This window comes from Methanolobus sp. WCC4 (assembly GCF_038022665.1).
Taxonomy (GTDB): Archaea; Halobacteriota; Methanosarcinia; order Methanosarcinales; family Methanosarcinaceae; genus Methanolobus.
Map to the genome: position 1 here is coordinate 1,466,675 of NZ_CP150629.1, position 12,488 is coordinate 1,479,162.

At 40.9% G+C, this 12,488-nt stretch carries 14 protein-coding genes; 12 read left to right on the plus strand and 2 right to left on the minus strand.

Annotated elements, in window-relative coordinates; genetic code table 11:
* Window positions 1–299: 299 nt before the first annotated feature.
* A complete protein-coding gene (locus V7O63_RS07125; protein ID WP_340817700.1) occupies window positions 300–722 on the plus strand; it encodes a DUF2023 family protein in 423 nt (140 codons plus the stop codon).
* 50 nt (window positions 723–772) lie between these two features.
* Here the strand turns inward: V7O63_RS07125 and V7O63_RS07130 are convergent, their stop codons facing one another.
* Window positions 773–982, minus strand: coding sequence for a hypothetical protein (locus V7O63_RS07130; RefSeq protein WP_340817701.1), 210 nt, complete (start codon window positions 980–982; stop codon window positions 773–775).
* A gap of 204 nt (window positions 983–1,186) precedes the next feature.
* Here V7O63_RS07130 and V7O63_RS07135 point away from each other — a divergent pair, with 204 nt between their 5' ends.
* From V7O63_RS07135 to V7O63_RS07185, 11 genes are all read left to right on the plus strand, one after another.
* Window positions 1,187–2,425, plus strand: coding sequence for an ABC transporter permease (locus tag V7O63_RS07135; protein WP_340817702.1), 1,239 nt, complete (start codon window positions 1,187–1,189; stop codon window positions 2,423–2,425).
* Window positions 2,426–2,526: 101 nt separating this feature from the next.
* Window positions 2,527–3,102, plus strand: a complete 576-nt coding sequence (locus V7O63_RS07140) for a TetR/AcrR family transcriptional regulator (RefSeq protein ID WP_340817703.1) — start codon at window positions 2,527–2,529, stop codon at window positions 3,100–3,102.
* 129 nt (window positions 3,103–3,231) lie between these two features.
* Entirely contained in the window at window positions 3,232–3,426 is a 195-nt protein-coding gene (locus V7O63_RS07145; protein WP_340817705.1) for a hypothetical protein, read from the plus strand.
* A 145-nt stretch (window positions 3,427–3,571) separates the two neighbouring features.
* Window positions 3,572–4,624, plus strand: a complete 1,053-nt coding sequence (locus tag V7O63_RS07150) for an MBL fold metallo-hydrolase (RefSeq protein ID WP_340817707.1) — start codon at window positions 3,572–3,574, stop codon at window positions 4,622–4,624.
* A 549-nt stretch (window positions 4,625–5,173) separates the two neighbouring features.
* Window positions 5,174–5,770 carry a DUF4367 domain-containing protein gene (locus V7O63_RS07155; RefSeq protein WP_340817709.1) on the plus strand — a complete coding sequence of 199 codons (597 nt, stop codon included), beginning with the start codon at window positions 5,174–5,176 and terminating at the stop codon, window positions 5,768–5,770.
* A gap of 403 nt (window positions 5,771–6,173) precedes the next feature.
* On the plus strand, window positions 6,174–7,343 hold the full coding sequence (locus V7O63_RS07160; protein WP_340817710.1) for an iron-containing alcohol dehydrogenase: 1,170 nt from the start codon (window positions 6,174–6,176) through the stop codon (window positions 7,341–7,343).
* Between the two features lie 65 nt (window positions 7,344–7,408).
* The gene (locus V7O63_RS07165) at window positions 7,409–7,834 is read left to right on the plus strand and encodes a cupin domain-containing protein (RefSeq protein ID WP_340817712.1); all 426 of its coding nucleotides are present in this window, start codon (window positions 7,409–7,411) and stop codon (window positions 7,832–7,834) included.
* Between the two features lie 48 nt (window positions 7,835–7,882).
* Complete coding sequence (locus tag V7O63_RS07170) at window positions 7,883–9,361, plus strand: cupin domain-containing protein (protein WP_340817714.1); 1,479 nt, start codon at window positions 7,883–7,885, stop codon at window positions 9,359–9,361.
* A gap of 28 nt (window positions 9,362–9,389) precedes the next feature.
* Window positions 9,390–10,319 carry a DUF3737 family protein gene (locus V7O63_RS07175; RefSeq protein WP_340817715.1) on the plus strand — a complete coding sequence of 310 codons (930 nt, stop codon included), beginning with the start codon at window positions 9,390–9,392 and terminating at the stop codon, window positions 10,317–10,319.
* An 18-nt stretch (window positions 10,320–10,337) separates the two neighbouring features.
* On the plus strand, window positions 10,338–10,859 hold the full coding sequence (locus V7O63_RS07180; protein WP_340817717.1) for a cyclophilin-like fold protein: 522 nt from the start codon (window positions 10,338–10,340) through the stop codon (window positions 10,857–10,859).
* A 206-nt stretch (window positions 10,860–11,065) separates the two neighbouring features.
* A complete protein-coding gene (locus V7O63_RS07185) occupies window positions 11,066–11,593 on the plus strand; it encodes a flavodoxin (RefSeq protein ID WP_340817718.1) in 528 nt (175 codons plus the stop codon).
* Between the two features lie 133 nt (window positions 11,594–11,726).
* Here the strand turns inward: V7O63_RS07185 and V7O63_RS07190 are convergent, their stop codons facing one another.
* Entirely contained in the window at window positions 11,727–12,476 is a 750-nt protein-coding gene (locus V7O63_RS07190; protein ID WP_340817719.1) for a twin-arginine translocase subunit TatC, read from the minus strand.
* Window positions 12,477–12,488 lie beyond the last annotated feature (12 nt).

Below are 12,488 nucleotides of genomic sequence, written 5' to 3' on the forward strand. Positions count from 1 at the left end.
TCATTATATGGGTTGTTACTATGCAACACAAAATGCCTTAAAAGAAATATGATAACTATTGAAGCTACAAAGGTCACTTCCTTTAGACAAACACTCTTCTCCGTAAGTGTTGCATAGTAGCATTCGATGTTCACAGGAATATTAAGAAAAAATGAAAAATGGAGTCTTAGGAATGGAATGGAAATTGCCAAGAAGGACACAGCAACGATTCAGACATTTCAGGGTATGGCATGGAACTATCACATCTCCAGATCCTGATGAGTAATGGCCATTGGGACCGAAAAACGCAAGGTGATAAAATGACCTATTACAAAAATACAGGCGCTATTCAATTGAAAGAGATGAATGAGGAGATACTGGGTTCTTACTTCCGTGGCAACATGCAGGTTCTGAGACATCACATATATGAGTACCAGAAAGGTCTGAGGGACCTTATACTACATACTTCCATTGCCCCTATGGAAGGTGATATCATTGATCTTCTCGAGAAAAAGAATGTGAGCTATCTCATCAGGAAGGCTTCGGATAAGAAGATAAATGTGTTCTTCGGAGACAAAAAATGCATCAATGTTCTCAGAAATATCGGTGACAAGAGTCTTTCTGATTACACGGATGAAGAGGATTTCATACTTGGTATAATGCTGGGATACGACCGTGTACAGCAGTGTGACCGTTATCTCAGAAGAAAGAAAAGGAATTCAATGGCGGAGTTGTTCCTGTGAGATGCACGGGAAAGCGTTATACTCCGTCTGTTGTCATGAGGTCAATGTCCTTATAGTTCTTTGAACTTCTGGAACTTGATCGCCCTGCTGATCACAAAAGCTACTATCGATATTGCTACTGCCAGCAGTATTACCATCAATATGTTCCCGTTCTCTGCCGCTTTCATAAGGCTATAGAAAAGGAAAGCACTCAATACCATACCCACTAGCAGCAATACGGCTGCTGGCATACTGTATATTTTTCCAAGTGGTCCTTCCATAGTGTTCAACAACACCTGATCCATATTATAGTTTTCTATTAATTTCCAGTTCATCAATATTATAATATTGTTTTTCTCTGGATATCCCATAATTTTAGCATAAGTTTTTATATGTACGATTTTAATTCATTTGAATGACTGAACAGTCATTCCAAGGTCATCAGTAATAAAGGCAGAATAGAATTAAATTGGGAAGAATAAGCAATGAAGAAAAGGACCTATCTTAAACTTGCTACAAATATCCTGATCCACAGTAAGATCAGAAGCTGGCTCACTATCATAGGCATTGTCATTGGTGTTGGATCAGTGGTCACTATCATGGCACTAAGTGACAGCATGGAAGCGGACATGGAAGAAAGGTTAGCTGATCTGGATCTTACCCTTATTACAGTGACCCCTGGCTATACACAGGCAACTTCAGGCTTTAGAGGAGGTCCGGGTGGTTTTGGTGGTGATACCTCGTCCTCTGATGCAGAACTGACAGACAAGGATGTAATGGCAATAAAACTTGTAGAGAATATCGATCACATCTATGGCCAGATATCAGGAAGTAATCTGGATGTCTACTTTATGGGTGAGACTGCAGGACTTTCTGTGACAGGAGTAGACCCGCAGGTGTGGCAGTATACTGTGACCTATGAGGTGGAATCCGGCAGATTGCTTGAACCAGCTGACAATAATGTTGTAGTTATTGGTTACAGGATAGCTCATGAGATGTATGATCAGGAGATAGGCCTTAACCGCATACTTGCCATCGAAGGCAGATCCTATCGGGTTATAGGCATACTGGCAGAAGGTGAAAGCGACCGTGCTATTATCATGCCCATCGATTCTGCAGTGGATATAATAGATGATGCAGAAAAAGATGTATTTGACAGTATAATCGTAAAAGCAGATGATGTCGGAAACGTTGAAACGGTCGTAGAGGACATCGAAGAGAAGCTCATGATCTCAAGGCATGTCATGAATGATGATGACCGTGATTTCAGTGTTTCGGATTCATTGTCCATGGCAGAGTCTTTCAGTGAGATGATGTCGTCATTCACAATATTCCTGGGAGCAATAGCAGGTGTTTCACTTGTTGTCGGTTCTGTAGGTATCGCAAATACAATGTTCACATCAGTATTGGAAAGGACCAAGGAGATAGGTACTATGAAGGCGATCGGGGCCAAAAACAGTGATATTCTCATGATCTTCCTTTTCAACTCCGCACTGGTTGGTTTTGTTGGAGGAGTGCTCGGCATATTGCTAAGTCTGGTTCTGACATCTTTCTTCCCATATCTTGGACTTCCAATGGCACGTTCATCCACTGGTATGACAGTTGCTCCTGACCTGATGCTTCTGGGGATTGGCATAGCAATGTTCATAGGGGTGATCTCAGGCCTGATACCGGCGTACAATGCATCAAAAATGAAGCCTGTAGATGCACTGAGGTATGAGTGAACCAGATTTGTCCGAGAATCGGGAAATGACACAAACTATTTATACAACAAACCATTTTTATTAATATAAAATGACTAAATAGTCAATCCAAGAGACCACCCATGAAAAAACAGGTTGAAGATAAGAAAGCAGCCCTATTAGAGGCTGCCCTGAAGCTCTTTACTGAAAGGGGCTTCCATGGTACATCCACAGCCCAGATATCAAAAGAAGCAGGTGTAGCCACAGGCACTTTATTCAATTATTTCCCTACTAAAGAGGATCTCATCAATGGTCTGTATTTTGAGGTAAAGGGTGACCTGAGCCGAAAAATGGGAAAAGATGTCCAGACACAGAATACCTTTAAGGAAAAATTGAGGAAAATGTGGTATAATCTGGTCGAATGGGGACTGGATAACCAGGAAGAATTCCTTTTTGTAGGACAGTTCTGTTCTTCTCCTTACATAACAAGCCATACCCGTGAAGTAGTTATGGAAGAGTATGTTTTCTTCCATGATCTTGTGGCGGAAGGATTAGCAAATGGTGAGCTTGGAGATTACCCTCCAGAAATGATAACTTCAATGTTCTATCAGTCAAGCAGGACAATAGTTGACTACATTCTTTATTCTGAACCAAAGGACAGGAATAAAGCTATAGAAGATGGATTTAAGGTTGTCTGGGAGGGGCTTGCCAGAAAATAATATTTTTTTCATCGATTAAATGAGTGAGCAGTCACTCATATGCTTTTAATGGTGCATCCACTTCAAGGATATCAGGTGAATGAAACAATAATAAAAAGTGATGCGGCTTATGGGTGAGGAACTATTCCTTTGCTGATGGAATGGCTACGGCATGGTATGAGTCAGGGTGCAGCAGCAGCTTTCATGATTACCGGACCTGCAACGAAGATCACGAACCTTGGTGCTGTGAAGATCGTTCTTGGTTCCCGGCAGTTCAGCATATTTCTAGTATATACAATAGTTTTCGCAGTTACAACAGGACTTATTATAGATAATTCTCTATAATATATTATAGTGAAGTTATGCAAGAAAGGTATTTAGAAAAATTGGTGTTCTTGTGATCCAAAAAGTAAAAAAGTTAAAACTTAGAAAGATCGTGTTACATTCATTCTTATTTTTGCTTCTATTTTGTGCAGGTCTCATATTATTTATGAATATAGGCCCGGCTTTTGGTGGGGACCCGACCACAGAACAAATAGAAGAATATCAGCAATTAAGTAATTATGTTGATGGACATTTTGTAAATGAGCTCCCTACAAGTACATTCGTTGATCAGTCAGATACTTCATCAGCGAACTATTCTTTTGATCCAGATGTATCAGATCGTGATCCTACAAGTCCAATCCCTGTTTCTACTATTGACTGGGACAAAGTGAACAGTGAAAATGATAGTCTTACGTGGTTAGGACACTCTGCTTATCTGCTTAGTATTGATGACAAAAAGGTCTTGCTAGATCCCATGCTGGGTCCTGTTGCATCACCTGTCTCATTTGTTGGGATCAACAGATATGAGTACAGTGAAGATATCATGATGAACATCATTGATGAAATGCCACCGATAGATGCAGTTCTCATAACACATGACCATTATGATCATCTGGATTACCAATCCATTGTAAAGCTAAACAGCAAAGTATCGCATTTCTTTGTCCCTCTTGGATGTGGTGCTCATCTGGTCAGATGGGGCATTCCTGAAGAGAGGATTACAGAGCTTAACTGGTGGGAAGAAGCGGAGTATCAGGGCATGACCGTTGCTTTGACACCATCCAGACACAATTCCGGAAGGGATCCGTTCAGTATCGATACCACACTATGGGGTGGCTGGGTCATTCTTGGAAATGGCACCCGGATATATACCAGTGGTGATGGTGGCTATGGTCCACATTTCAAGGAGATCGGGGACCAATACGGACCTTTCGATATTACACTGATGGAAGGTGCTCAATATGACCAGAGGTGGGCTGAGATCCATATGACACCGGAGCAGTCTGTTCAGGCTCATGTGGATGTGAATGGTGAGACCATGATGCTGATGCATTGGGGAGCATTCACGCTGGCTAACCATGCATGGAATGAACCAATAGAAAGGGCGCTTGAAGAAGCAAATGAGAGAGAAGTGAACATAATTGCTCCAATGATCGGTGAGACAGTCCTGTTGGACTCAGATCTGCAAACATCTCCACCTTCATGGTGGGATCTCTGATCTGCAAATTCAGGCTCTGTAGAAAACGTATAGATATTACTATCTATTGTCAAAATCTGGGCTCTGTAGAGATCCTGTCAATTCCAGCTTTGAAGTCAACACCTATCAATTCCGAATAAAACCAATTGTTTTCAATTAGTGGAAATGGAACGTGCCGCCTGCGGCGGGTGGCCGTACTGTTCTTTGTTCCCAAATGATCTTTTGCAGAACTATCATAAACACAAGGATGCGATGGACAATAGTTTTGCTAACTGGAAGTCATGAATAACTACAACCATCGCGAAGGATCCGGCGAAGCTGGCACGGTTCAAACAGATGAAAAATAGTTGATTGACCTATTGATTGACTTAAATTCATTTCTGTATTCAAATGAGGATCTCTACAGAGCCAAATTCTGCAAAAATAATCACTATTCTGAAAGACAAATAAAATTATTATTAAAAATAGTGCATATTTTGAAGATTAAGCCATAAAGTAATTATAAAGTAGTTGCTACTATATTAAAAATAAATACTGAGGTCTAGATCTCAAGAGTGGAAGGGTATAATTATGATGGGTAGGGAAGTATTGATTATTTTGTTAATTTTGTTATCTGTATTTTTTACAGCAGGTTGTGTGGATGAACAGGCCAACCAGGGAGAAATTGCAGAAACAAATATTCAAAAAGAAAAGGAACTACAGGATTCTACTTCGATAGAAGAAAATTTATCTGTTGCTGAAGTGCAAACAGATATTTCAAATAAAGATGAACCTCCTGTTCGTCTATCACTGGAAGAAGTGCAGGACAGGGCAGGTTTTGAGGTAATTTATCCTTCATATATTCCAGAAGATTATAATTTCTCCCATGCGTTTATTCATAAAAGCGTTGATGGAACAGCTCTAGAGGGTGTTTTGGAAAGTGTTGATATATGGTACAAGAACGACACTGATTTTATAAGTATCAGTGAAAGGATCTATTATAATGATTCTTTTAAGTATCAGGCAACTGATTATGATGAAACTGTCAATATCAATGGACATGAAGCTATATACATAGAATTTTCACAGACTCATGCTTTGATATGGGACGTAGACGACATCCAGATATATATTTTTGCTACGACTAGTAAGGAAGAGGCTTTAAAGGTGGCTACATCTATAAAGTGACCTGTAGGGTCCTGCATTTTCCTTTTTTATATTTGGCTTCGTAGAAATCCTAGATATCAATTAGTTTTAACTATGGCCAAAGATAACGATTATTTAAATCTGCGTTTATCTGCGTGACCTGCTGAACGGAAGTTCAGCAGGCACTCAACTCCTTTGGAGATGAGTGTATCTGTGGTTTATAGCAAAGTAATGGTTTTTCTATAAGCCCAAATTAATTCCATTCAAATATTCTGTATAAGATTACCCTTATATAGTAGCAGACATATTATACACTTGACTGATTAGTCACTCATCATTGTGTATACTTAAGAATACAGCATGGTTATATCAATGACTGATTGCTCACTCACTATGTTGTCTGAGAATATAAGACTTTTCAGGAAAGGAAAATTGAGGATCTAATATGAGTTATAATATGTATGTACCTACCAGAACCCTGTTCGGTGCTGGTCAGTTAAACAATTTGCATGAACAGAAAATGCCTGGCAAGAAGGCTATGATCGTTATCTCTAATGGTAAGTCTACAAGAGAGAACGGTTATCTTGCAAGGACAGAAGAGCAGCTGAAACTGGCAGGTGTGGAAATTGCGGTCTTTGACAGGGTTGAACCTAACCCGCTAAGATCAACAGTTATGGCAGGCGGTGCTTTTGCAAAAGAGAATGACTGTGACTTTATAGTCGCTCTGGGGGGCGGAAGCTGTATGGATGCGGCAAAGTCGATCGCTGTAATGGCCACCAATGATGGTGATTATTGGGATTACATTCCTTCCGGCAGCGGAAAAGGAATGCCGGTAAAGAATAGTCCTCTACCGCTCATAGCCATCACAACCACAGCCGGAACTGGGTCAGAGACCGACCCCGGTACAGTGATCACTCATGAGGAAAAGCATGAGAAGACCGGATTTATGCATGAGGAACTTTTCCCTGTTCTGGCTATTGTCGATCCTGAACTTATGCTGACCGTACCACCGAAGTTCACTGCATATCAGGGATTTGACGCATTGTTCCACAGTGTAGAAGGGTACGTTTCCAACGGTGTCAATCTTATGAGTGACATGTATGCGATCACTGCCATAGAGAATATCGCGAAGAACCTTGCAAAGACCGTGGAGAACGGGAATGACCTGGATGCACGTGAGAAGGTTGCTTTTGGTAACACTCTTTCCGGTACAGTGATGTGTGTAGGCCTTGTAACCAGTCAGCATTCACTGGAACATGCGATGTCAGCCTATCATCAGGAACTTCCGCACGGTGCAGGTCTTATCATGATAAGCAAGGCGTATTTTACACATCTTATTGACAAGCACGTCTGTGATGACAGGTTCGTACAGATGGCAAAGGCCATGGGAACGGAGGATGCCAAAGAGCCGATGGATTTCATCAAAATGCTCGTGAAATTGCAGGAAGACTGCGGTGTTGCAGATCTTAAGATGTCCGACTACGGAATCAAGCCAGAGGAATTCGAGACAATGGCCAGGAACGCAAAGGATACCATGGATTTCCTGTTCACCTGTGACAGAACCAATCTTAGTGTTGATGACTGTGTTGCCATCTACGAGGCTTCCTACAAGTGAGGATAGTCCTCTTCATTTTTGACAACTGAATGAACTGTATTACAAAGTCAAGGGTGATTCAAAATATGACCAATTCAAATGATCTAAGTGAAAGTGCAATTTTCCCTAAAGGAGTAGAACTTCCTGAATTTTTAAGCAAGTACTTTACAGGTAAAGTATGGGTTAGCATGCTGGTTGATAGGGATAATGAATTCAATTGTCCCATCGGCAATGTAACATTCGAACCCGGATGCATAAATAACTGGCATAAGCATCCCGGAGGGCAGATTCTGTTAGTAACAGGCGGACGTGGCTACTACCAGGAAGAAGGAAAGCCTGCATGCGAACTCAAAGCAGGTGATGTAGTGACAATAGCTCCGGATGTAAAGCACTGGCATGGAGCAGCACATGATAGCTGGTTCGTACACCTTTCCGTTGAGACAAATGCCACCGCAGGTCCGGCTGAATGGATGGAACCGGTAGCTGATGAAGACTACAAAGAACTGGAATGAATTATGTCTAAAAATAACAAAACCAGGTTACTGATGCTGTGTTTTTCTTTGATCTTCATTTTTGCAGCAGGATGCATTAGTGATACTGATGGTGAACTGGAAGATGACACAATATTCCCAAGAGGGAATAATGTAGCCGGAAGTCCGCTCGGGGAGAGTTTTACAGGAGACGTATGGGTCGAAATGCTTGTGACTGACGATACCTACAACTCCCCATCATATAACGTAATATTTTCACAAGGAGCAAGGACCGATTGGCATTCACACCCGGGAGGGCAGCTTCTGTTCGTAACCAGTGGAGAAGGATATTATCAGGAAGAAGGTGAACCTGCAAGACCACTGGAAGCCGGTGATGTTGTGGAAATTGCACCAGGTGTCATACACTGGCATGGTGCAACAGCAGATAGTACATTCGAACATGTCGGAGTAACCACCAATCCAGATGCAGGTGCTGCAGAATGGTTTGGAGACGTTACAGATGAACAATACAATAATTTAGTCATTAATACAGAACAAAATTCAGAGGAAGATAACATGGTAGAAAATAACGAGCAGGGAAGATATGATCCAGGAGATCTTACATTCGAACTAAGTGAAAATGTCATTTTAGAAGAGGTCAGATTCAAGAATAAATTCGGAGCCGAGGTTTCAGGACACTTATACGTGCCTGAAGACATAAACAGATCCCAGAAATACCCTGCAATTATTGTTGGAACTCCTTACGGCGGAGTAAAGGAACAGGGAGCAGGACTCTATGCTCAGGAACTGGCACAAAGAGGCTTTGTTGCTATGGCATTCGACGAATCCTATAATGGAGACAGTGGTGGAGAACCAAGACATATTTCATCCCCTGACCTGTTTGTTGAGGATTTCAGTGCAGCTGTTGACTTCATCGGTACAAGAGACTTTGTAGACAGAGAGAAGATCGGAGTTATTGGAATTTGTGGCAGTGGAGGATTTGCAATTACTGCAGCCCAGGTTGACCCACGTATCAAAGCAGTTGCTACTGCAAGTATGTATGATATTAGCAGCATGTTCAGAGATGGATTCGGATATTCATTGACCGATGAGCAGCGTGCTGCAGCTTTAACCCAGATGGCTGAGCAGAGATGGGTAGACTTCGAGAATGGCAGCCCATTGGTGCCTGAAGGATTCCCTGGTGAACCAGCAGCAGCAATTCCGGAAGGTTTGGATCCAATTACAAGTGAGTTCTTTGAATACTATGCTATGGAAAGAGGATTCCATCCAAATGCAGGAGCATCATTTACTGCAACAAGTGGTATGTCCTTTATGAACTTCCCTCTGATGAACTACATTGAGACAATTTCCCCAAGACCAATTCTTTTCATCATGGGAGAGAATGCTCACTCCAGATATTATACAGAAGAAGCATATGAAAGAGCAGCTGAACCAAAAGAGCTGGTAATTGTCCCAGGTGCAAGACACATCGATTTGTACGATGGCGGAGACAATGACTATATTCCATTTGACAAGCTGGGATCATTCTTCAAAGAAAATCTGGCATAAAAACAGGTTCAACTATATGAGTCTAAAAATGAATGCATTTAAGGACTTGATATTGGATGAAGAGCGTGCTCTGTATGCCATACAGAACGCTACGATCTCTCGCTGTACCTTTGATGGTCCTGCAGATGGCGAGTCTGCTTTGAAGGAAAGTTCAGACATACACGTTTCAGATTGCGACTTCAGACTACGTTATCCCTTCTGGCATGTAAAGAATGCTCTGATCGAGAATATTCGAATGACCGATACATGCCGTGCTGCATTATGGTACAGTAACCAGGTGACAATAAAAGATAGTCATATGGGAGGCATCAAAGCTGTACGGGAATGTGAGGATATCACTATTGAAAACTCTAACATTGTATCACCTGAGTTTGGATGGTTATCACACAGGCTAGCCATGAAGAATTCAGAGCTTGAGTCTGAATACCCATTCTTCTACAGCACAGATATCCTGCTTGATAACTTTGAATTGAAAGGCAAATACTCCTTTCAATATGTGGAGAATGTCGAGATAAGGAATTCCCGACTGGATACAAAGGATGCTTTCTGGCATAGCAAGAATGTCACCGTCTCAGACAGTATCGTAAAAGGTGAATACCTTGGCTGGTACTCTGAAGATCTCAAACTTGTCAGGTGTAAAATAATCGGAACCCAACCGCTTTGTTATGCAAAAGGTCTGGTCCTTGAGGATTGTGAGATGATCGATTGTGATCTTTCATTTGAATACAGTGACGTTCATGCTACAATTACAGGTTCAGTAACAAGTGTAAAAAATCCACGCAGCGGACACATCAGTGCCGATTCTATTGGAGAACTAATACTGGATGACAATAAGCTGGCAGATGATTCATGTGTGATCGAGGTACGGGAAGGAATGAATAATGAAAAAATTCAAAATTCAGATACTTATAATGAAAATATACTGAACAATAAGAATGCGCCTGTTCAGGAAATGTGACAAAGTGAGGAATTCCCAATGAAAAATACTTCGGAATATAATGCTAGTGCAAAAAGGATAGTGATTTGTTTAGGAGTATTTTTACTGGTATTTTTAGCGATCGGATGTATTGAACAAAATAAAATGGATCAAAACTCCATCGACAATCAATCAGAAGAGGAACAGGGCGAAATCATCCGTGAAGAGGAGGAAACTAAAATGCAAATAAGTGTTCAATCAAACGGAAAAACAACGATCTTTGAGCTCAATGATGGAAATGCTGCAAAAGATCTCTATGAACAGTTACCCTTAACGATCGATGTTGAAGATTTCAGCAATAATGAAAAGATATTCTATCCACCAAAAAAACTCGATACAACTAATACACCTATGGCAAATGCAAAAGCTGGAACGCTTGCATATTATGCTCCATGGGGAGACGTTGTGATGTTCTATGAAAAATTCGGTTCTGCAGGCGGTCTGTACGAGTTAGGTAATGTCGTATCAGGTGGAGAGCATATCAAAAATATGTCCGGCACGATACTCATAGAGAAAGTGTAAATGGATCCACGAATTGGTCTGGAAATAAATACAGTAAGCAGAGAGGACAATTTTAGTGACCACAAAAGAGTGTACGTGTTTCGATGAAACCGCAAAGAAAATTCGAATAGGTACTTTTTCGCATTCAAGCGACATACGTGAGATCACAGGTCTGATCAATGAAAAGGTGTTCCTGCAAATTAACAAACATAAAGCGTGGGATATAAATGACGAATTTTAATGAAAAGAAGTGTCTGATAGCATATTATTCCCGTAAAGGGAATAACTATGTCAGTGGAAAAATAGTGAATTTGCAGGTAGGTAACACAAAAGTAGTAGGCGACATGATCCGGGACATAACCGGAGGCGATGTTTTCCAGATCGATACTGTAAGACCTTATCCAAAAGACTATACAGCAACTACCAACGTGGCAAAAAAGGAATTGAATGAAAATGCCAGACCTGAGCTTACCAGCCATGTAGAGAATATGGAGTCCTATGAAGTGATCTTCCTGGGTTATCCTAACTGGTGGGGAACCATGCCAATGGCGGTCTGCACATTCCTGGAAGAATATGACCTTTCAGGAAAGACCATTGTTCCGTTCTGTACACATGAAGGAAGCGGAATGGGTCGTAGTGAAAGTGATGTTGCAAAGCTTTGTCCGGAATCAACACTTTTGAAAGGACTCGCTTTTCACGGTTCACGTGTAAGTGCTGCAAAAAAGGATGTTGAAGGCTGGGTGGGATCATTCTGAATGATGTCTTGAACTATCATGGAATACTGGGGTCGAGTCTTGAAAAAAGGATGTCCACGAATTTCATTCGGGACTGATGATCCTTGTTTCAGTTCAGATATTTCCATGCAAGTAACATGGAATATCAATTTTATTACATACCGTCCTTTTTTGTTTTTTGTCTTCCTCCAAGGATCTTTGCAATGACCAGACTGATCTCAAAGAATGCTATTAGAGGTAGTCCGATCATTATCTGGCTAATGACATCTGGTGGTGTAAGTAATGCTGCCAATACGAAAAAAGAAACATACAGATGTTTTCTATATTGAATGAATGCTCTGTAAGGAATTATATTCTTTCTAATAAGGAATATCATTAACAAAGGCATGTCAAATATCAATCCGAATATTATTGTTGTTGCAAATACAAAGGAGATGAACTTGAATATGGAATATGTTGCAACAACTCCGGACGCATCAGCATTTAGAAACAGGTATTTAATGAAAAAAGGGAGCATTATAAAATATGAATATGCCACTCCGAGAATGAACATAAATAGAATTGCAATGAACGAGACAATTATCCAAAACGAACCTGCCTTGATCCTTATTTCCAAATTAAAACGATTGATGATAGCTTTCAGTGCAAAGAAGATGATCAATGGGGAAGATATCATGAGGGCTAATATAAGCGTCATCTTAAGCTTCAGCATCATGACCTCAAGAGGTGCTACATAGACAACAGTCGCTCCTTCCGGCAAAAGATCAAGTCTGATCCTTTCGATCATAAAACCGGTCAATGGGAATGAGATTGATGCCCCTGCCAGAAATACGATGGCAATATATGCCAATTTCTTGCGGACTTCAGATAGCATGAAGTTAACGTCTTCTAAATGGGACATCATACTTAATCTTCA